Here is a 19,369-nt window from a genome sequence, read left to right as displayed (position 1 = left end):
GAGATGCTCGAGCGGCTCAAGTGCATGCTGGTGAAGGAAATAATCCAGGCGCTGCGTGACCCCCGGATGCGCTTCATCCTGTTCATCATCCCGGCGGTCCAGACGGTAATCTTCGGCTATGCGGTGAATACCGACGTGCGAAATGTGAAAACCGCCATATACGACCAGGACAACACCAGGCAGAGCCGTGATTTGGTTGCCCGCTTCCAGCGCTCGGGTTATTTCCTGATCACTGAGCGGATCGGAAGTGAGCCCTGGGTGCGCGAACTAATGGACCGGGGCAGTGTGAAGGTGATCCTCAGAATGAACCGGGGCTTCGGCGCCAGCCTCGATGCCGGGCGCACGGCTCCGCTCCAGATGATCCTCGACGGCACCGACTCCAACACTGCCGGCATCGTCCTGAACTACGCCTCACGCATAGCCGCAGGATTCAGCGAAGAACTGCAGGCCAGCCAACTCGCCCGCCACATGGGCACCCCCCCGGCAACAGCCGGCGTCCAGCTCCAGAGCCGTGCCTGGTTCAACGAAAACCTGGAGAGCAGCAACTACTACGTTCCTGCGGTGATCGCCAACATCGTGCTGGTAATCACCATGCTCCTCTCCAGCATGGCCGTGGTGCGCGAAAAAGAAATCGGCACCATGGAGCAGATGATCGTCACCCCCATATCAAAGAGTGAGTTCATCCTGGGCAAGACCATCCCCTTTGTCCTCATCGGCTTCATCGATGTGGCGGTTATCACTGCCGTGTCGGTCTTTTGGTTCGAGGTCCCCATTCGCGGCAGTCTTCTGCTCCTCTTCGGCGCCACGGCCCTGTTCCTCATGAGCGCCCTCGGCTTCGGGCTTTTCATCTCCACCGTCAGCACAACCCAGCAGCAGGCCATGATGAGCTCTTTCTTCTTCATCTTCCCGGCCATGCTACTCTCCGGCTTCGCCTTCCCCATCGAAAACATGCCCACCATCGTCCAGTACTTCACATATCTGAACCCGCTGCGTTACTACCTGGTCATCATTCGGGGGATATTTCTCAAAGGGGTGGGTGCGCAGGTCCTATGGCCCCAGATGGCAGGTCTGCTGATACTGGGGGGCATAATTCTGGCTTTCGCCGTGAAGCGTTTCCGGAAGACGCTGTCGTAGGGGATGAATGGTGCAGGGCGGCCGCTGCCGCCCTTTTAGAACAGAGGGACTCAGACTGTCAGGCTTTCATTTTCGACTTGCCGGTTTTGGACCCGGCGGCAGTCTTTTTCAGTTCTCCCGCCATTTCCTCTACCTCTTCGGCCCCCTTGGCATAGAACGTCTCTTCATCGGGGGCCAAGTGGGATAGGAGCTTAAGAAATTCTCCGGCGTGAACTCTCTCCTCGTCGGCAATATCCGTAAGCACGGCCTTGGCTAGCTCATCATCCGTCGACTCGGCCAACTGCATATAGAGCTGAATGGCCTCGTACTCAGCGGCCACCATGAAACGGATGGCTCTGACCAACTCGGCCGGAGACAACTTCCGTCCATGGGCAAGGCCGGAAAAGGGCGTTCCGAAGTCAGGCATGGTATCCTCCCTTAATGAGATAATTTGTCCTTGCCTATGAGAACGGCATACCAAAGGATAACGTAAAATATTTTTCGCTTTTTTAAAATGAAGCACGGCAGTGCCTCGAATCGGTTAGAATTGCGTCGCCAAACGAAAATTCGACCCGAAAGGAGCACGCTGCCGTGGAAGAACATTGTACCCCAAAGGCCCAAATCATCCAACTGAATGAAACTGCCGTCCGCGACCACCTTGGAGAAATGGTCCGCAGTACCGTAGAAGAGACCCTGAACCGAATGCTCGATGCCGAGGCAGACCGTTTGTGTAACGCCGAGAAGTATCAGCGTCATGAGGCCAGAGCCGATACCCGAGCCGGCTATTACCAGCGTAAGCTCCAGACTAAGGCCGGAGAAGTGACGTTAAACATGCCGAAGCTCCGGCGCCAGACCTTTGAGACGGCCATCATCGAGCGCTACCGTCGGCGTGAAACCTCGGTGGAAGAAGCGTTGATCGAGATGTACCTGGCCGGTGTTTCAGTAAGACGAATCGAAGACATTACCGAAACCCTGTGGGGAACCAAGGTCAGTCCCGGCACTATCAGCAACCTTAACAAGAAGGTCTACGCCAAGATCGAGGAGTGGCGAAACCGTCCCATCAAAGGGGAGTTCCCCTACGTCTATCTGGACGGCATCGTGCTTAAGCGCTCCTGGGGCGGCGAAGTGACCAATGTCTCGGTACTAGTAGCCATCGGCGTCAATGACCAAGGATATCGCAAAATCCTCGGTGTCTGCGAAGGGGCCAAGGAAGACAAGGCCGGCTGGTCGAGCTTCCTGCGCCACCTCAAAGAGCGGGGTCTCACTGGCGTGCGGCTGTTCATCACCGACGCTTGCATGGGGCTTGTGGAATCCCTGGCTGAGTTCTACCCGCAAACCAAATGGCAGCGCTGCACGGTTCATTTCTACCGCAATGTCTTCAGCGTGGTGCCGGCAAAGCGGATGGCGGAAGTAGCGGCCATGCTCAAGGCGATCCATGCGTCGGAAGACAAGAAGGCGGCCCTGGAAAAGGCCGAGGCTGTCTTTGCCAAGCTGGAGGCGATGAAGCTCAAGGAAGCGGCCAAGAAGGTTCAGGAATCGATTGCCGAAACCTTGTCTTACTATGACTTTCCCCGCGAGCATCGCATCCGCATCCGGACCAATAACGCCCTTGAACGGATCATGAAAGAGATCCGACGGCGGACGAAAGTTGTTGGCGCTTTCCCCGACGGGCACTCGGCATTGATGCTCTGCGCCGCTAGACTGCGTCACATTGCTGGAACCCAGTGGGGAACGAAACGCTACCTCAATATCGATCTTCTCAGAGAACAGGAACTGAACCAGCAACTCGAAGGGGCTGAGGCTGTCTAACTTTTTGAAGGCACTGCCAAAAAGAAAAAAGCGAAAAATTCTTTACACTACCTACCAAAGCTGTCGCCCATATGTATCCGGCTGGACGATAATAGTGTACTCTCAAGGTACGCCAACGCAACTGGGCACACTAAATCGTCGTCATGAAAAAATAAAAAAGGTGATGTTGCAGACCTACCAGACAGCACAAAAAAAAGGCAAGGTATCCCTTGCCTTTCTCGTTCGACATTTGATTATCAACAGGCGATTAGTCTGCCTTAGCCTCACACTCTTCTGCCGCATCCTTAACGTCGGACTGTACCGGGGCCTCTTCAATCTTCAACGGCAGCCTGCTCAACAACAGGCGCTGCAGCCGGAGTTGCCTCAACCTTGGCAGGTTTAGCTTTCTTTACTCTCTTAGTCACCTGCTCTTCGACCAGTTCGATTACTGACAGAGGAGCATTATCGCCCGGACGAATGCCAAGCTTGACGATACGCGTGTACCCGCCATCACGCTCAGAATAACGCGGTGCAATGGTCGAGAACAGCTTGGTAACAACCTTCTTGTCACGGATGTAGGATGCTGCCTGCCGCAAAGCATGCAGGTCGCCCCGTTTACCCAACGTTATCATCTTCTCGGCAATCGAACGAAGCTCTTTTGCCTTCGAATCTGTGGTGGTAATCCGCTCATGCTCAAAAAAAGAGGTCACCATATTGCGGAACATCGCAATACGATGGCTCGTGGTTCTCCCAAATCTTCTTCCAGCCTTATTGTGACGCATGACCTATAATCCTTTCTTCAGGAAACCTTGCGATTATTCTTCGTCTTTCCGCTCACCGCGGATTCTGCGCATGACTTCCGGGTCAGGAAAGCCATCAAGCTTCATTCCGAGAGTAAGTCCCATGTCTGCCAGAATGTCCTTGATCTCATTCAGTGACTTACGCCCGAAATTTTGCGTCTTGAGCATCTCAGCCTCAGAACGGGACACAAGCTCACCAATCATTTTTATGCCGGCATTCTTGAGGCAATTAGCTGAACGCACGGATAACTCGAGCTCATCCACAGAACGATAAAGATTCTCGTTTATCTTCTCACGCTCTTCTTCGGTCTCAGCTTCTTCCGCAGGCTCTGCTTCCTCATCGAAGTTGATGAAGATGCTGAGTTGTTCCTTCAGAATCTTTGCAGCAAAAGCTACCGCGTCCTCAGGAACAATGCTTCCATTGGTCCAAAGCTCAAGTATAAGCTTGTCATAGTCGGTCATCTGACCAACACGAGCGTTTGTAACGGTGAAATTCACTTTCTTTATGGGCGAGAAGATGGCATCAATCGGGATAGTTCCAACAGGCGCCTTTTCATCACGGTTACGGTCTGCCGGCACATAACCCTTTCCAAGCTTGACCACCATTTCCATCTCAAGATTGGCGTCCTTGGAGCAAGTGGCAATATGATGATCAGGGTTCAGAATCTCGACATTGGCATCAGATACGATATCGCCGGCCTTGATGATCCCGTCGCCCTTATGAATGATTCTCACTACCCGGGACTCATTGCCATACATCTTGAGGCTGACGCCCTTCAGATTAAGAATAATATTCGTAACATCCTCTGTAACACCAGGGATGGAAGAAAACTCGTGAAGAACGCCTTTGATTTTAACCGAAGTAATAGCTGCACCTTGAAGCGACGAAAGAAGCACTCTTCTCAAAGAGTTTCCGAGAGTCGTGCCAAAACCGCGCTCAAAGGGTTCTGCAAAAAATTTTCCGTATGTATTGGTAAGCGATTCACTTTCAACCTGAAGCTTTTTGGGGCTGATCAGGTCGCGCCAGTTTCTGTACATGCATGCCCTCCCTGTTACGGGTCTGTTCGCTTGTTACTTGGAGTAAAGCTCGACGATAAGTTGCTCTTGAATCGGCATCGCAATATCCTCACGAGAAGGAAGAAGTTTCACAACACCTTTGAAGTTATCCTTGTCAAGCTCAAGCCACTGGGGGATACCACGGCGAACGACCGCATCAAGGGACTCGCTGATGCAGGCAATCTTACGGCTCTTTTCCTTCAACTCAATAACATCTCCAGCCTTGAGCTGGATAGAAGGGATATTAGCCTTCCTGCCATTTAGGGTAAAATGATTATGACGCACCAGAATTCTAGCTTCCGTGCGTGAAGAAGCAAAACCAAGGCGGTAAACAACATTGTCGAAACGGCGCTCAAGAAGGGACAACAGGTTCTCACCAGTCACGCCTTTTTTGCGATCAGCTTCCTCAAAATAGCCCCTGAACTGCTTCTCGAGTACGCCATAAATCCGGCGAACCTTCTGCTTTTCACGGAGCTGGATCCCGTAGTTGGAAACCTTCGGCCGCCCCTGCCCATGTTGACCGGGAGGATAATTACGACGTTTAATAGCACACTTATCAGTGTAGCAACGCTCACCCTTCAAAAACAATTCAATATTCTCCCGCCTGCAAAGCCTGCAGGAAGGACCTGTATATCTAGCCAACGCTGACCTCCTTTACTGAAACGTACTCGACGTGCTGAATATTTAGACTCTTCTGCGCTTCGGCGGACGGCAGCCGTTATGCGGAATCGGCGTTACGTCACGAATGAAGTTCACATGGAAGCCAGCTGCCTGAAGAGCACGCAATGCAGACTCCCGGCCAGACCCCGGACCTTTTACATAAACTTCGACACTACGCATCCCATGATCCTGTGCCTTGCGGGCACAATCTTCAGCAGCAATCTGGGCAGCAAACGGAGTGCTTTTACGCGACCCCTTGAAGCCCTTGCCTCCGGCTGAAGACCACGCAACAACGTTTCCGGCAGGATCAGTAATCGTGATAATTGTATTATTGAACGTCGCCTGAATATGCGCAACGCCATTGGGTATATTTTTCTTTTCCTTCTTCTTTTTTACGACCTTCTTAGCTGGGCTAGCCATTATTCCTCCAGACTCCTATTAGTCTATTTCTTCTTACCAGCAACAGTTCTGGCAGGACCTTTGCGAGTTCTCGCATTGGTCTTAGTCCTTTGGCCACGAACGGGAAGCCCCTTCCTATGACGAAGGCCACGATAGCACCCAAGGTCCATAAGCCGCTTAATATTCATGGAAATATCACGACGGAGGTCACCCTCAACCTTGACATTTTTATCAATGTACTCCCTGATTTTTGCGACTTCAGCTTCTGTCAGGTTGTCAGATCGTGTATCAGAATTGATTCCCGATTCAGCTAGAATTTTTTGCGCGGTTGTGCGGCCAATCCCGTAAATATACGTGAGCGCAATCTCTATCCGCTTGTTCCTTGGTAGGTCAATACCTGCAATGCGTGCCAATGCGCGGTCCTCCTCTGTAGTCTCTTAACCTTGTCTCTGAGTATGCTTGGGAGTTTCGCAAATAACACGAACGATTCCCTTGCGCTTGATTATTTTGCATTTGTCACAAATTTTCTTAACAGATGCCCGTACTTTCATGCCTTATCCTTTCAATGCTTCGTATGCAGCTAAAGCTTGGTAAGTATTTCAGGACCATGCTCAGTGATGGCAACAGTATGTTCAAAATGCGCTGACATACCACCATCACAGGTAACAGCTGTCCACCCATCACTAAGGACTTTTACTTCAAAACCCTTTTCATTAATCATCGGCTCAATGGCCAGAACCATTCCGGGCTTTAACTTTACACCTCGTCCCGGCTCACCGAAATTGGGCACCTGCGGGCTCTCGTGGAGTTTTTTGCCTATACCATGACCGACAAAATCTCTCACAACCGAAAAACCGCGATGCTCCACATATTTTTGTACTGCGTGAGAAATATCAGACAACCTGTTTCCAGGAGTCGCAACATCTATTGCAGCGTAAAGTGAATCTTCCGTCACTTTTACTAGTTGCTCAGTGCGAGAATCGATTCTAGAAACCGGAACCGTAATAGCTGCATCACTGTAATACCCGGCAAGCACAACACCGAAATCGAGGCTGACAATGTCCCCCTCGACTAAGCTTCGATCACTGGGCATCCCATGTACGACCTGCTCATTAACTGAACAGCATAGCGCAAACGGAAAACCTCCATACCCCTTAAAAGCGGGAACTGACTTGCGCTTGCGAGCTTCTTTCTCTGCCAGGTCATTAAGATGGCGAGTAGTTACTCCCACCTTTACTTCCGACCTCAGTATATCCAGAATCTCCGCCACAATTTTACCGGCGGACCGCATCTTTTCAATCTCTTGAGGTGATTTAAGTACAATCACCTACCTGCCCACCAGGATACATTGAATAGCCGACTGCACAGACTCAATGGTTCCAAGTGCGTCCACCTTTCTCAACAATCCTTTGTCAGCATAATAGGACTTCAAGGGAGACGTTTGCTCATCATACACATCAAGTCTACGACGAATGGTTTCTTCCTTATCATCGTCACGCTGGAAAAGCTCGCCACCGCAAGCATCACAACGCCCTTCTACAGACGGACGATCAAAAAGCACATGAAAGCCACGTCCGCACGACCTGCACATGCGCCTACCGGTAAGTCGGCCCAGGAGCACGGAATGATCGACCTCAAAAGATATAACATGTGCGATTGCCCGCCCCGCCCCATGCAGCATAGCCCCCAAAGCATCAGCCTGGGCCACGGTACGAGGAAAGCCGTCCAGAATAAAACCACCATCACAATCACTGGATGCAAGACGCTCTTCAACAATACCAACAACAACATCATCCGGGACAAGCAGACCGTCATCCATGTAACGCTTGGCCTTCACACCCATGGGAGTCTGATTTGCCACCGCAGAGCGCAGAATATCGCCCGTTGAAATTTGAGGAATCCCATATTCCTTGGTAACAAAAACAGCCTGCGTCCCCTTTCCCGCCCCGGGAGGACCAAGAAAGATAAGATTCAGAGCCTTGTCAGCACCAGACATTACTTTCTCCCTCTGACCCGAACACCCTTCATAAACCCTTCATAACTTCGGGTTATCAGATGGGATTCAATCTGTGCCGCAGTATCCATCCCCACCCCCACAGCTATCAGAAGGGCAGTACCCCCAAAATAGAAGGGCAGGTTAAACTTTCCTATAAGGATAGACGGAAGGACACAAACAACAGATATATAGATTGCTCCCGCAAAGGTTAACTTTGTCAGGACACGATCCAAATAATCCGACGTCTCTTTACCGGGACGAATACCCGGAATATACCCACCATGCTTTTTTACATTTTCCGCAACATCTACAGGGTTAAAAGAAACAGCCGTGTAGAAATAGCAGAAGAACACGATAAATGCAACATAAAATACATCATACGCCAAGTTGCCCGGCGTCAGGCTCTTTGCTGCATTTTGCACCCACGGGACGTTGATGAAGTTCGCAATCGTCGCGGGGAACATTATTATTGAAGATGCGAAAATTGGCGGTATAACTCCGGCCATATTTACTTTGAGAGGTAAATGCGAAGTCTGTCCGCCATATGTCTTCAGGCCCACCACGCGCTTAGCGTAATGGATGGGTAACCGGCGTTGCCCGCGCTCAACAAAAACAATTGCAGCAATTACTGCAAACATGAAAATAAGGATAAATAAAATTACAAAAAGAGAAATCTGCCCTGTTTTAAGCAAGCGCAACGAGTTACCCAAGGCGACGGGAATTCTTGCGACAATACCCGCAAATATAATCAACGAGATGCCGTTACCGATTCCCTTTTCCGACATCTGCTCACCAAGCCACATAATAAATGCAGTGCCAGCAGTGAGAGTTATTACCGTCATTATCCGGAAGCCCCAGCCAGGACTCGGCACTACAAGTTCCCCAGCTGGACCGCGCATACTTTCCAAACCGATGCTGATACCAAGGGCCTGAACCACACTCAGCACAATCGTACCGTACCGCGTATACTGAACAATTTTCTTACGGCCTGACTCGCCTTCCTTTGAAAGTTTTTCAATGGCAGGCACTACAACCGTTAGGAGCTGGAATATAATGGATGAAGAAATGTACGGCATAATGCCGAGAGCAAATACAGTAAGTTTTTCCAAAGCACCGCCAGAAAACATGTCGAAAAGCCCGAGGAGTGTACCACGGGCTTGAGCGAAAAAGTGAGCAAGTGCGGTGCTGTCAATTCCTGGAGTTGGGATATGACAGCCTATTCGATAGACTGCCAGCATTCCCAGGGAAAATAACACTCGCTTCTTAAGTTCTGGTATTCTGAAGATGTTTTGAAACGCCTCGATCAAAGCGTGATCTCCTCGGCCTTACCACCGGCTGCCTCAATTTTCTCTTTTGCGGCTGCGCTGAATTTATGAGCCTTAATCGTAAGTGCTTTAGTAATATCACCATCAGCAAGCACTTTAATACCGTCCTTAAGCCCCGAAATCAAACCAGCGCTAATCATGGCATCTGCATCGACCACACAGCCATTCTCGAAAGAATCAAGTTGGCCAAGGTTAACAATGGCATATTCCTTACGTGCAAGCGGAGTAAATCCACGTTTCGGAAGGCGACGCTGCATCGGCATCTGACCGCCTTCAAAACCTGCCTTTATGCTCCCGCCACTGCGGGCTTTTTGCCCTTTATGGCCTTTTGTTGAAGTTTTACCATGACCAGAGCCAATACCCCGGCCAATTCTTTTTCTATTTTTAGTCGCACCGATCGCCGGCTTGAGATTATTCAGTTCCATCACAGACACCTCTGAGTAGATTACTCTTCAACCTTAACCATATGGGACACCTTGGCAATCATACCAACGATCTCAGGCGTATTCTTCAAAACAACCGTCTTATTGAGCTTGGTCAAACCCATCCCGTTAAGCACTGCCCTTTGGGATGTCTTAACACCAATCTGGCTTCTGATCAGTGTGATTTTGAGTTCGGCAGACATACGTTTCCTCCAGTAAAAGTGTACTACTCCGCCATCCCACGCCGCGCCATGATCTCTTCGGGACTTCTAAGCTGCTTTAGACCATCAAACGCTGCCTTGACAACATTGTGCGGATTATTGGACCCAAGGCATTTGGAGAGTACGTTATGCAGTCCAGCCGACTCAAACACTGCTCTTGCGGCGCCGCCTGCGATAACACCGGTACCAGCTGAAGCAGGTTTGATAAGCACCCGGCCTGCACCGAAATGGCCCAGCACCTCATAGGGTATTGTCTGACCATTCGAGATGGGAACCCTGATCAGATTCTTTTTGGCTTGTTCCACCCCTTTGCGTATCGCTTCCGGAACCTCGTTGGCCTTGCCCAAACCGTAGCCAACATAGCCATTTCCGTCACCCACCACGACAAGCGCGGAGAAGCTAAAGCGTCTACCGCCTTTAACGACCTTTGCAACTCTGCTGATATGAACGACTTTATCAGTAAGGTTCAGTTCATTGTGATTAATCTTCTGCAAGTTCATGCCTCCTTGTCGTTCCTCCTAGAAGGAAAGACCGTTCTCACGAGCCGAATCAGCAAGAGCTTTTACCCTTCCATGATACAAAAAGCCGTTACGGTCGAATACGACGGATGATATGTTTTTTTCAATCGCTTTCTTTGCGATCTCAGCACCAACATATTTAGCGGCTTCAATGTTTCCAGTGTACTTGAGAGTATCGCCAGCGTCATCCTGAACTGTTGAAGCTGATGCAAGCGTTACTCCAGTTGCATCATCGATAATCTGTGCATAGATATGACGGGCACTTTTGAATACGTTCAATCGCGGCCGTTCTGTGGTACCCCGGATTTTTTTCCTCACCCGCGTCTTACGCTTAAGGTGAGCCACTTTCTTTTGAGCGAGAGGACTCACGTTACATCTCCTTAATAGAGCTATTTTTTACCGGTTTTTCCGGCCTTCCGCAGAATTCTCTCGTCGGCATACTTAACGCCTTTGCCTTTGTAGGGCTCAGGGCCACGGAAAGACCGAATCTTTGCCGCAGTTTGACCAACAAGTTCCTTGTCAATGCCCCTAACAAACACCTTGGTCATCTTGTCAACCTCGACCGTGATGCCTTGGGGCAGCTGATAATTAATGGGATGAGAATACCCGAGACTCAGGTTTAGAACATCACCCTTTGCTTCAGCCCTGTAACCAACACCATTGATTTCGAGAATTTTCTCAAAACCCTTGGTAACGCCCACCACCATATTATTGATAAGCGTCCTGGTCAGGCCATGGGCAGAGCGTGATTTGATCCCGTCATCGGCCCGAACAACGTTGATATTCTTCTCATCTATTTCAAGAGTAATCTCACTCATGATCTCACGCGAAAGCGAGCCTTTTGGCCCTTCCACCTTCAGCATGGGATTATTGAAGAGAATCTTTACCCCACTTGGTATTTCAATAGGACGTTTGCCAATCCTGGACATAGCCTGTATGCTCCTTGACTCTCAGTTATTACCAAACCGTACAGATGACTTCGCCGCCAATACCAGCTTCGCGGGCTACCTTATCGGTAAGGATACCTTTTGATGTTGACAGTATTGCCACTCCCAAACCGTTTTTTACACTCGGAAGGTCATCACAGCCAACATAGACCCTGCTACCTGGCTTACTCACTCTTTTAATTTCTCTGATAACAGGCTCTTTTTCATCAATATAACGAAGGTAAACACGCAAAACACCTTGTTTGTTATCAGCAATAACCTTGTAATTCTTAACAAAACCTTCAGCCTTGAGAACATTCGCCAAGCTCACCTTGAGGTTGGATGATGGAATATCAACCTTTTGGAGCTTCGCCATACTGGCATTACGAATTCTCGTGAGCATATCGGCAATAGGGTCAGTCATCGACATTGAGCGTACTCCTCTTTCTTTACGTGTTTACAGCGTTACCAGCTGGACTTGATAACACCGGGAATCTGTCCGGTCGAAGCCAGCTTTCTGAGGCAAATCCTGCACATATCGAATTTACGATAATAGGCACGGGGTCTGCCGCATAGGGGGCAACGATTATACTCACGAACCTTGAACTTGCTACCCCGTTGTGCCTTTATGATCATCGATGTCTTGGCCACTTGAGTCCTCCAAATATATTAGTTCCTGAAAGGCATCCCAAGCTGCTTGAGCAGAGCCTTGCCTTCTTCGTCACTTTGTGCTGATGTCACTATAGTTATATTAAGCCCTTTGATCTTATCGATCTTATCATAATCGATCTCAGGGAATATAAGTTGCTCTTTAATGCCAAGGGAATAATTGCCGCGTCCATCAAATCCCTTGCCGGAAATACCTTTAAAGTCACGTACACGGGGAAGCGCAACGTTAATGAGGCGGTCCAGAAACTCATACATTTTTTCACGGCGCAACGTTACCATGCAGCCAATGGGCATTCCCTGGCGAAGCTTGAAGCTTGCAATGGACTTCTTTGCCTTTGTGATAACTGACTTCTGACCAGTTATTGTAGCAAGCTCTTCAACGGCAGAATCCAGAATTTTAACATTCTGAATTGCTTCTCCAAGCCCCATGTTCACAATTACCTTCTCAATCTTGGGGACCTGCATTACGTTCGAGTATCCAAAGTCCTTCGTCAACTGAGGGACGATCTCGTTATTGTAAAGCTCTTTCAGCCTAGCCATCTGTTCCTCCGTTCCTATTTATCAAACGAGTCGCCGCATTTGACGCAAACACGAACTTTTTTGCCATCCTCAAGTACATTCATTTTGGAGCGTACCGGCTTATTGCACTTCTCGCAGAACAACAACACGTTTGAAATATGCAGTGGGCTTTCCTTCTCCACAATACCACCCGGCTCGTTCCCACGGGCTTTCATGTGGCGTTTGACCATATTTAGCCCTTCAACAAGCACGCCGTCCTTTTTCGGAAGAATACGAAGCACTTTACCTGTTTTACTTTTATCTTTACCGGCGATAACCGAGACTGTATCGCCTTTTTTAACGTGAAACTTCTTGTCGAGCATGGAATATCTCCTCGAAATGTTTTACAGAACCTCAGGTGCAAGCGAAACAATTTTCATAAATTTGCGCGCCCGCAGTTCTCTTGCAACCGGACCAAATATCCGTGTGCCGACAGGTTCACGCTGATTATTGATTACAACCGCAGAATTATCGTCAAAACGTATATACGAACCGTCGATTCTGCCAATTTCTTTAGCGGTTCTGACAATTACAGCCTTGACGACATCACCTTTTTTAACCTTTGAATTAGGAATAGCCTCTCTTACCGAGGCAACGATGATGTCACCAATACCTGCATATTTTCTCTTGGAGCCGCCAAGCACCTTTATACAAAACAGCTTTCTCGCTCCGGAATTATCCGCAACATCCAAAATAGTCTGCATCTGAATCATGGCTAACTCCCGGTTACTCGAATCTATCGATTATCTGACGAACTCTCCAGCGCTTGTCCTTGCTCAGGGGGCGTGTTTCAACAATCAACACCCTGTCGCCGGACTTGCAGCTGTTTGCTTCATCATGTGCTTTATACTTAACACTGCGTTTAATGTACTTGTTGTACACTGGATGTTTCACAAGATGGGAAACACGCACAACGACAGTCTTGTCCATTTTGTCACTTACAACAACCCCAACCTGGGTCTTTCTGTTCCCGCGCTGACTCATAGCTTCCTCTCTAGCCCCTTCTCTCATTGAGGACAGTATTGACCCTGGCGATATCTTTCTTGATAGCAGAAATCTTCGCTGTATTCTCGAGTCTTCCTGTATGAAGTTGGAACCTCAAATTAAACAACTCTTGAGTTAGTTCCGAACTCTTCACCGCCAGATCATCAACCGACATATTCTTAAGGTCACTAGCTTTCATAACCTTCCTTCCTGGAAATAAATTTCGTACCGACAGGAAGTTTGTGCGCAGCAAGGCGGAACGCCTCACGTGCAATTTCCTCGCTGACGCCCTCCATTTCGTAAAGCACCCTGCCTGGTTTTACTACGCATACCCACGAATCAGGGGAACCTTTACCTTTACCCATACGGGTTTCAGCCGGTTTCGACGTTAGGGGCTTATCCGGGAAAATCCGTATCCAGATTTTGCCGCCTCTTTTAATATAACGGGTCATCGCAATACGGGCAGCTTCAATTTGCCGAGAATCTACCCAACCGCATTCAGTAGCCTGAAGACCAAATTCCCCATAGGACAGCTCAGCCCCACGAAGCGCATCACCCTTCATGCGCCCCTTCATCTGCTTTCTATGCTTAACTCTTTTGGGCATCAACATTGTGAAAAACTCCTGTTTCTATTTTTGACCGGGGAGAACTTCACCTTTAAAGATCAGGACCTTGACTCCAATAATCCCATAGGTGGTCTTGGCTTCTGCAAACCCGTAGTCTATATCTGCACGGAGCGTGTGCAAGGGCACCCGACCCTCTCTGTACCATTCCGTACGCGACATCTCGGCGCCACCGAGGCGACCGGAGCACGTTATCCTAATACCTTTGGCGCCGAATTTAAGAGCTGATGTTACACTCTTCTTCATGGCCCTACGGAAAGCTACACGCCGCTCCAACTGAAGTGCAACGTTCTCGGAAACCAGTTGTGCATCCAGTTCAGGCTTACGCACTTCCTGTATATTGAGGTAGACTTCCTTATCGGTAAGCTTTGCAAGCTCTTTCTTCAGGGTCTCAACTTCGGCACCTTTTTTGCCGATGATAAGCCCTGGACGTGCTGTATAAATATTAATTTTAGCCTTGCTTGCAGCGCGCTCTATCTCAATTTTTGACACACCGGAGTTAAAAAGACGTTTTTTCAAAAAATTCCGAAGCTTGATATCCTCATGAAGCAGCTTTGCATAATCTGCCTCTGCATACCAACGGGAATCCCACGTTCTAATTACTCCAAGCCTGAATCCGATTGGATTTACTTTCTGGCCCAAGACATCACCTCCATTCCGGTTACTTATCAGCCAAAACCACTGTTATGTGGCTGGTAGGCTTTCTGATCTTGCTGGCACGCCCCATTGCACGAGGAGTAAACCTCTTGAGTACAGGGCCAGCATCAACAAAAATAGTCTTAACAAACAGTTGGTCTACGTCCGACACTCCCTTTTGCTCCGCATTAGCCACAGCTGACTGGAGAAGTTTTTCAACCAGCTTTGCTGATGGTTGCGGCGAAAAACGAAGAATCGTGAGAGCATCCTGTATAGCTTTCCCTCGCACCATATCCACAACAAGTCTGGATTTTCTAGGCGAGAGTCGGGCAAATGACAATTTAGCTTGCGCTTCCATTCTCTAGGCTCCTTTTACCGGTTACTTCTTCTTCAGCTTGCTTTTTTTGTCCGCTGCATGCCCGTGAAATGTTCTTGTCGGAGCAAATTCACCAAGTTTGTGCCCAACCATATTTTCAGTCACGAAAACAGGAATAAATTTTTTCCCATTATGAACGGCAAAAGTCAAACCAATGAAATCCGGAGTGATCGTCGAGCGACGCGACCAGGTCTTGAGAACTTTCTTCGAGCCGGCCCCCTCGGCTGCAACCTTCTTTGCCAGGTGCTCATCTACAAAAGGCCCTTTTTTGATTGAACGTGCCATGGTCTTTATCCTTTAAGCAATTTGGGAATTATTTAGTACGCGGCTTTACAATGAACCGCGAGGACGTTTTATTTTTGCGAGTCTTATAACCCTTGGTAGGTATACCCCACGGAGTCACGGGATGACGACCACCGGAAGTACGACCCTCACCACCACCATGGGGATGGTCCACCGGGTTCATGGCAACACCACGGACCTTGGGCCTGCGACCAAGCCAACGGGTACGACCGGCTTTACCAATGGTTACATTCTCATGGTCAATATTGCCGACCTGGCCAACTGTTGCCTTGCAGTCAAGCAGAACAAGCCGGACTTCACCGGACGGCAGCTTTACCTGCGCATACTTGCCCTCCTTTGCCATAAGCTGAGCAAAAGTTCCCGCACTACGCGCAAGCTGACCACCTTTTCCTATTTTTAACTCGATATTATGAATAATAGTACCAAGAGGAATAGCACGAAGAGGAAGCGAATTTCCCGGTTTGATATCGGCATTGACGCTCGTAAGCACCACATCGCCGACCTTAAGATTTAGAGGCGCAAGGATATACCGCTTCTCACCATCAAGATAATTGAGAAGTGCTATCCGCGCACTACGATTGGGATCATACTCAATGCTTGCAACTTTAGCCGGAATATCTATCTTATCCCGACGAAAATCAATGATCCGGTACTTTTTCTTGTGGCCACCGCCGATATGACGGGAAGTGATACGTCCAAAGCTGTTCCGTCCGCCGGTCTTTTTCAGTGACACCAGAAGCGACTTTTCAGGTCTCGACGAAGTAATCTCTTCAAAGGCGGAACAGGTTTGATGTCTGCGGCCTGCTGATGTAGGTTTGTAGGTTTTTATAGCCATGGTATGCTCACTCCACTGCCAAGGTGTTTATATCTCAAAGAAGTCTACGTTATTTCCCTCTTTGAGGGTAACGTATGCCTTCTTCCAATTCGAGCGCTTACCGTAATGACGGCCCACGCGCTTCATCTTGCCTGCCATATTGACTGTGTTAACGCCGCAAACTTCAACTTTGAAAAGCTTTTCAACGGCATTTTTGATCTCGATCTTGTTTGCATTCCGATCGACTTCAAAGGAGATGACGTTTTTGTCATCCTTTTCCAAAGTGGTCTTTTCCGTTACAAGCGGCTTTTTTATGACGTCATAGATATTCATGACTGCAATGCTCCTTCGATCTTCCGAACGGCTGACTGCGTCAGGATGATATTGTTAAACTTTACGATGTCAAATACATTCAGATGCTCAGTTTTTAGAACTTTGACATCTTTAACATTACGAGCTGACAACTCAAGATTCGCATTAGGTTCATCAATAACAACAAGAGTTTTTTCAAGTTCGAACGCTTTCAATACGCCCACAAAACCCTTTGTCGAAATGGAAGGCAGCGCAAAGGCGTCAAGAACGGAAAGTTTGTTCTCTTTGTAGAGCATCGACAAAGCAGAACGCACTGCAGCCTTACGCGCTTTCTTGTTCATGGAAAGCGAGTAGACCTTTGCTTGCGGTCCAAAGGCAACGCCGCCACCAACATAATGGGGAGCACGAATGCAGCCCTGGCGCGCTTGACCGGTGCCCTTCTGCTTATAAGGCTTCTTGCCGCCACCGGAAACAGCCGAACGGGTTTTAACGCCGACGGTCCCGGCCCGGCGATTCGCAAGTTGAACCTTAACTGCTTCGTGAATGAGATATTCCCTCACGTCGCCATTAAAAACAGCGTCGCTCAGCTCCATCTCCCCCACTTTTTTCTTATTAATATCGAAAACGTCGATTGTAGCCATAACTATCTCCAGAAACTGCGAATCTAACGTGCCTTTACACTATCCTTAACGAGCAAAATACCATTCTTTGCCCCAGGAATCGCACCCCGAATAAGCAGAAGATTATCAGCAGCATCTACGCGCACAACTTGAAGCCGCTGCACCGTAACGCGCTCATTTCCTAGCTGACCAGGCATTTTCTTGTTCTTGAAAACACGTGAAGGCCAAGCTGAACTTCCAATCGAACCAGGAGCTCTATGGAAATTGGAACCGTGAGTTGAACGCCCGCCGCGAAAGCCCCACCGCTTTATAACGCCCTGGAACCCTTTGCCTATGCTTGTCCCGGTAACATCAATGTAGTCACCAGGAGCGAAAATCTCAGCAGTAATGACATCCCCAACAGCATACTGGTCGACATCATCAATCCTGAACTCTCTCTGATGTGCAAACACACCTTGTCCCGCAGCCTTGCAGTGCCCCACAAGAGACCGGGAAGATTTGTCTGCATCCTTAGAAAGATATCCAACTTGAATGGCACTATAGCCATCATTCTCTACTGTCTTCTTTTGAAGAACCACACACGGGCCTGCCTCGACAACAGTTACCGGAATGCGTCTTCCATCATCGGCAAATATCTGGGTCATTCCCAGTTTTTTCGCGATCAATCCCTTCTTCATGGTAGAAATTCCTATCCTTGCATTTTCATTAGAGCTTGATTTCTACATCTACGCCAGCAGAGAGATCAAGCTTCATGAGCGCATCAACTGTTTGCTGTGTCGGGTCAAGAATGTCGATAAGACGCTTATGTGTTCTTATCTCGAACTGCTCGCGGGACTTCTTGTCGACATGCGGTCCACGGAGAACGCAATATTTGTTGATAATCGTCGGAAGCGGGATTGGACCAGCAACCCTTGCCCCGGTTCTCTTGGCGGTATCGACAATCTCACCTACGGATTGATCGAGAAGCTTATGATCAAATGCTTTCAGGCGGATTCTTATTTTTTGACTTGGCATCTCTTCCTCGTTCCTGCTTTATTCGATAATAGAGCTGACGACACCGGCGCCAACCGTACGGCCACCTTCGCGGATAGCGAAGCGCAGACCTTCGTCCATGGCGATCGGGGTGATCAGGTTTACGGTCACCGCAACGTTATCGCCAGGCATTACCATTTCGGTCCCGGCCGGCAGGTCAACAACCCCGGTCACGTCGGTGGTCCGGAAGTAGAACTGCGGACGGTAGCCGTTGAAGAACGGGGTGTGACGACCGCCTTCTTCTTTGGTCAGGATGTATGCTTCGGCCTTGAACTTGGTGTGCGGGGTGATGCTCCCCGGCTTTGCCAGAACCTGGCCGCGCTCGATGTCTTCACGCTTGACGCCACGCAGAAGTGCACCGATGTTGTCGCCGGCACGGCCTTCGTCGAGAAGCTTGCGGAACATCTCTACACCGGTTACCGTGGTCTTGACGGTGGCTTTCATCCCGACGATTTCAACTTCTTCGCCGACCTTCACAATGCCACGCTCTACACGGCCGGTGGCTACGGTACCGCGACCGGAGATGGAGAATACGTCTTCGACGGGCATCAGGAACGGCTTGTCCACGGCGCGCTCAGGCTCGGGAATGTAGGAGTCTACTGCTTCCATGAGCTTGATGATCGCTTCGGAGCCGAGCTCGTCCTTGTCGCCGTTGAGGGCTTTGAGAGCGGAACCCTTGATGATGGGAATGTCGTCGCCCGGGAAGTCGTAGGAGGAGAGAAGTTCACGAATCTCAAGCTCTACGAGCTCGAGGAGTTCTTCGTCATCCACCATGTCGGCTTTGTTCAGGAATACGACGATGTAGGGTACGCCTACCTGACGGGCAAGCAGGATGTGCTCGCGGGTCTGGGGCATGGGACCGTCGGCGGCGGAGACAACGAGAATCGCACCGTCCATCTGGGCCGCACCGGTGATCATGTTCTTGACGTAGTCGGCGTGGCCGGGGCAGTCTACGTGCGCATAGTGACGCTTGCCGGTCTCGTATTCTACGTGCGAGGTCGCTATGGTAATACCACGCTCACGCTCTTCAGGGGCGTTGTCGATCTGATCGAACCCCTTGAATTCGGCTTGACCCTGCTCTGCCAGTACACGCGTAATCGCTGCCGTCAGCGTGGTCTTGCCGTGGTCTACGTGACCTATGGTCCCTATGTTGACGTGCGGTTTGGTTCTCTCGAATTTTGCCTTTGCCATGTAGGATCCCTCCCCCCTATGGAAATT

General features: G+C 49.5%; 33 protein-coding genes and 1 pseudogene. 2 read left to right on the top strand and 32 right to left on the bottom strand.

Going from position 1 to position 19,369, the window contains the following annotated elements; translation table 11 throughout:
- Positions 1–3 precede the first annotated feature (3 nt).
- Complete coding sequence (locus JZM60_RS08915) at positions 4–1,134, top strand: ABC transporter permease (protein WP_207161897.1); 1,131 nt, start codon at positions 4–6, stop codon at positions 1,132–1,134.
- Between the two features lie 58 nt (positions 1,135–1,192).
- Here JZM60_RS08915 and JZM60_RS08910 read toward each other — a convergent pair whose 3' ends face one another.
- Positions 1,193–1,540, bottom strand: coding sequence for a ferritin family protein (locus JZM60_RS08910; RefSeq protein WP_207161896.1), 348 nt, complete (start codon positions 1,538–1,540; stop codon positions 1,193–1,195).
- Between the two features lie 239 nt (positions 1,541–1,779).
- On the opposite strand from JZM60_RS08910, the gene JZM60_RS08905 reads away from it, so the two are divergent.
- Positions 1,780–2,922, top strand: coding sequence for an IS256 family transposase (locus JZM60_RS08905; RefSeq protein WP_241426420.1), 1,143 nt, complete (start codon positions 1,780–1,782; stop codon positions 2,920–2,922).
- A gap of 247 nt (positions 2,923–3,169) precedes the next feature.
- On the opposite strand, the pseudogene rplQ reads toward JZM60_RS08905, so the two are convergent.
- From rplQ to tuf, 31 genes and pseudogenes are all read right to left on the bottom strand, one after another.
- Positions 3,170–3,683, bottom strand: a pseudogene (gene rplQ / locus JZM60_RS08900) (50S ribosomal protein L17).
- Positions 3,684–3,716: 33 nt separating this feature from the next.
- On the bottom strand, positions 3,717–4,739 hold the full coding sequence (locus tag JZM60_RS08895; protein ID WP_207161892.1) for a DNA-directed RNA polymerase subunit alpha: 1,023 nt from the start codon (positions 4,737–4,739) through the stop codon (positions 3,717–3,719).
- Positions 4,740–4,772: 33 nt separating this feature from the next.
- Positions 4,773–5,399, bottom strand: coding sequence for a 30S ribosomal protein S4 (rpsD, locus tag JZM60_RS08890; RefSeq protein WP_207161884.1), 627 nt, complete (start codon positions 5,397–5,399; stop codon positions 4,773–4,775).
- Between the two features lie 42 nt (positions 5,400–5,441).
- The gene (gene rpsK / locus JZM60_RS08885) at positions 5,442–5,837 is read right to left on the bottom strand and encodes a 30S ribosomal protein S11 (RefSeq protein WP_207161877.1); all 396 of its coding nucleotides are present in this window, start codon (positions 5,835–5,837) and stop codon (positions 5,442–5,444) included.
- A 23-nt stretch (positions 5,838–5,860) separates the two neighbouring features.
- Positions 5,861–6,229, bottom strand: a complete 369-nt coding sequence (rpsM, locus tag JZM60_RS08880; protein WP_207161876.1) for a 30S ribosomal protein S13 — start codon at positions 6,227–6,229, stop codon at positions 5,861–5,863.
- A gap of 24 nt (positions 6,230–6,253) precedes the next feature.
- Complete coding sequence (gene rpmJ, locus JZM60_RS08875) at positions 6,254–6,367, bottom strand: 50S ribosomal protein L36 (protein ID WP_011365704.1); 114 nt, start codon at positions 6,365–6,367, stop codon at positions 6,254–6,256.
- 29 nt (positions 6,368–6,396) lie between these two features.
- Positions 6,397–7,143, bottom strand: a complete 747-nt coding sequence (map, locus tag JZM60_RS08870; RefSeq protein ID WP_207161875.1) for a type I methionyl aminopeptidase — start codon at positions 7,141–7,143, stop codon at positions 6,397–6,399.
- Entirely contained in the window at positions 7,144–7,791 is a 648-nt protein-coding gene (locus tag JZM60_RS08865) for an adenylate kinase (RefSeq protein WP_207165548.1), read from the bottom strand.
- 20 nt (positions 7,792–7,811) lie between these two features.
- Positions 7,812–9,119, bottom strand: a complete 1,308-nt coding sequence (secY, locus tag JZM60_RS08860) for a preprotein translocase subunit SecY (protein WP_207161874.1) — start codon at positions 9,117–9,119, stop codon at positions 7,812–7,814.
- Positions 9,116–9,562 (bottom strand): 50S ribosomal protein L15, encoded by a 447-nt coding sequence (rplO, locus tag JZM60_RS08855; RefSeq protein WP_207161873.1) that lies wholly within the window; start codon positions 9,560–9,562, stop codon positions 9,116–9,118. Before rplO ends, secY begins: the two co-directional genes overlap by 4 nt.
- 20 nt (positions 9,563–9,582) lie before the next feature.
- The gene (rpmD, locus tag JZM60_RS08850; protein WP_207161872.1) at positions 9,583–9,762 is read right to left on the bottom strand and encodes a 50S ribosomal protein L30; all 180 of its coding nucleotides are present in this window, start codon (positions 9,760–9,762) and stop codon (positions 9,583–9,585) included.
- Positions 9,763–9,785: 23 nt separating this feature from the next.
- Positions 9,786–10,274, bottom strand: coding sequence for a 30S ribosomal protein S5 (rpsE, locus tag JZM60_RS08845; protein WP_207161871.1), 489 nt, complete (start codon positions 10,272–10,274; stop codon positions 9,786–9,788).
- Between the two features lie 24 nt (positions 10,275–10,298).
- A complete protein-coding gene (gene rplR, locus JZM60_RS08840) occupies positions 10,299–10,667 on the bottom strand; it encodes a 50S ribosomal protein L18 (RefSeq protein ID WP_207161870.1) in 369 nt (122 codons plus the stop codon).
- Positions 10,668–10,687: 20 nt separating this feature from the next.
- Positions 10,688–11,227 (bottom strand): 50S ribosomal protein L6, encoded by a 540-nt coding sequence (gene rplF / locus JZM60_RS08835; RefSeq protein WP_207161869.1) that lies wholly within the window; start codon positions 11,225–11,227, stop codon positions 10,688–10,690.
- Between the two features lie 28 nt (positions 11,228–11,255).
- On the bottom strand, positions 11,256–11,654 hold the full coding sequence (gene rpsH / locus JZM60_RS08830) for a 30S ribosomal protein S8 (RefSeq protein ID WP_207161868.1): 399 nt from the start codon (positions 11,652–11,654) through the stop codon (positions 11,256–11,258).
- Positions 11,655–11,689: 35 nt separating this feature from the next.
- Positions 11,690–11,875 (bottom strand): type Z 30S ribosomal protein S14, encoded by a 186-nt coding sequence (locus JZM60_RS08825; protein ID WP_004514249.1) that lies wholly within the window; start codon positions 11,873–11,875, stop codon positions 11,690–11,692.
- An 18-nt stretch (positions 11,876–11,893) separates the two neighbouring features.
- Positions 11,894–12,433, bottom strand: a complete 540-nt coding sequence (gene rplE / locus JZM60_RS08820; RefSeq protein ID WP_207161867.1) for a 50S ribosomal protein L5 — start codon at positions 12,431–12,433, stop codon at positions 11,894–11,896.
- A gap of 14 nt (positions 12,434–12,447) precedes the next feature.
- Positions 12,448–12,774 carry a 50S ribosomal protein L24 gene (gene rplX, locus JZM60_RS08815; RefSeq protein WP_207161866.1) on the bottom strand — a complete coding sequence of 109 codons (327 nt, stop codon included), beginning with the start codon at positions 12,772–12,774 and terminating at the stop codon, positions 12,448–12,450.
- Positions 12,775–12,795: 21 nt separating this feature from the next.
- Positions 12,796–13,164 (bottom strand): 50S ribosomal protein L14, encoded by a 369-nt coding sequence (gene rplN / locus JZM60_RS08810; protein WP_207161865.1) that lies wholly within the window; start codon positions 13,162–13,164, stop codon positions 12,796–12,798.
- 13 nt (positions 13,165–13,177) lie between these two features.
- The gene (rpsQ, locus tag JZM60_RS08805; protein ID WP_207165547.1) at positions 13,178–13,435 is read right to left on the bottom strand and encodes a 30S ribosomal protein S17; all 258 of its coding nucleotides are present in this window, start codon (positions 13,433–13,435) and stop codon (positions 13,178–13,180) included.
- A gap of 10 nt (positions 13,436–13,445) precedes the next feature.
- Positions 13,446–13,634: a 50S ribosomal protein L29 gene (gene rpmC, locus JZM60_RS08800; protein ID WP_207161864.1), complete on the bottom strand. Its 189-nt coding sequence runs from the start codon at positions 13,632–13,634 to the stop codon at positions 13,446–13,448.
- The gene (gene rplP, locus JZM60_RS08795) at positions 13,624–14,046 is read right to left on the bottom strand and encodes a 50S ribosomal protein L16 (RefSeq protein ID WP_207161863.1); all 423 of its coding nucleotides are present in this window, start codon (positions 14,044–14,046) and stop codon (positions 13,624–13,626) included. Before rplP ends, rpmC begins: the two co-directional genes overlap by 11 nt.
- Before the next feature lie 18 nt (positions 14,047–14,064).
- On the bottom strand, positions 14,065–14,700 hold the full coding sequence (rpsC, locus tag JZM60_RS08790) for a 30S ribosomal protein S3 (RefSeq protein ID WP_207161862.1): 636 nt from the start codon (positions 14,698–14,700) through the stop codon (positions 14,065–14,067).
- 19 nt (positions 14,701–14,719) lie between these two features.
- Positions 14,720–15,052, bottom strand: a complete 333-nt coding sequence (gene rplV, locus JZM60_RS08785) for a 50S ribosomal protein L22 (RefSeq protein WP_207161861.1) — start codon at positions 15,050–15,052, stop codon at positions 14,720–14,722.
- Positions 15,053–15,073: 21 nt separating this feature from the next.
- Positions 15,074–15,355, bottom strand: coding sequence for a 30S ribosomal protein S19 (rpsS, locus tag JZM60_RS08780; protein WP_207161860.1), 282 nt, complete (start codon positions 15,353–15,355; stop codon positions 15,074–15,076).
- Between the two features lie 28 nt (positions 15,356–15,383).
- Positions 15,384–16,208: a 50S ribosomal protein L2 gene (gene rplB / locus JZM60_RS08775; protein ID WP_207161859.1), complete on the bottom strand. Its 825-nt coding sequence runs from the start codon at positions 16,206–16,208 to the stop codon at positions 15,384–15,386.
- Between the two features lie 27 nt (positions 16,209–16,235).
- The gene (locus JZM60_RS08770; protein WP_207161858.1) at positions 16,236–16,520 is read right to left on the bottom strand and encodes a 50S ribosomal protein L23; all 285 of its coding nucleotides are present in this window, start codon (positions 16,518–16,520) and stop codon (positions 16,236–16,238) included.
- Positions 16,517–17,140, bottom strand: coding sequence for a 50S ribosomal protein L4 (rplD, locus tag JZM60_RS08765; protein ID WP_207161857.1), 624 nt, complete (start codon positions 17,138–17,140; stop codon positions 16,517–16,519). Before rplD ends, JZM60_RS08770 begins: the two co-directional genes overlap by 4 nt.
- Before the next feature lie 23 nt (positions 17,141–17,163).
- A complete protein-coding gene (gene rplC / locus JZM60_RS08760; RefSeq protein WP_207161856.1) occupies positions 17,164–17,796 on the bottom strand; it encodes a 50S ribosomal protein L3 in 633 nt (210 codons plus the stop codon).
- A gap of 28 nt (positions 17,797–17,824) precedes the next feature.
- Positions 17,825–18,133, bottom strand: a complete 309-nt coding sequence (gene rpsJ, locus JZM60_RS08755; protein WP_004514236.1) for a 30S ribosomal protein S10 — start codon at positions 18,131–18,133, stop codon at positions 17,825–17,827.
- A gap of 18 nt (positions 18,134–18,151) precedes the next feature.
- Positions 18,152–19,342: an elongation factor Tu gene (tuf, locus tag JZM60_RS08750; RefSeq protein ID WP_207161844.1), complete on the bottom strand. Its 1,191-nt coding sequence runs from the start codon at positions 19,340–19,342 to the stop codon at positions 18,152–18,154.
- Positions 19,343–19,369 lie beyond the last annotated feature (27 nt).

This window comes from Geobacter benzoatilyticus (assembly GCF_017338855.1).
Lineage (GTDB): Bacteria > Desulfobacterota > Desulfuromonadia > Geobacterales > Geobacteraceae > Geobacter > Geobacter benzoatilyticus.
The sequence above is the reverse complement of the archived record's forward strand: the minus strand, read 5'-3'. Positions and strand labels throughout refer to the sequence as shown.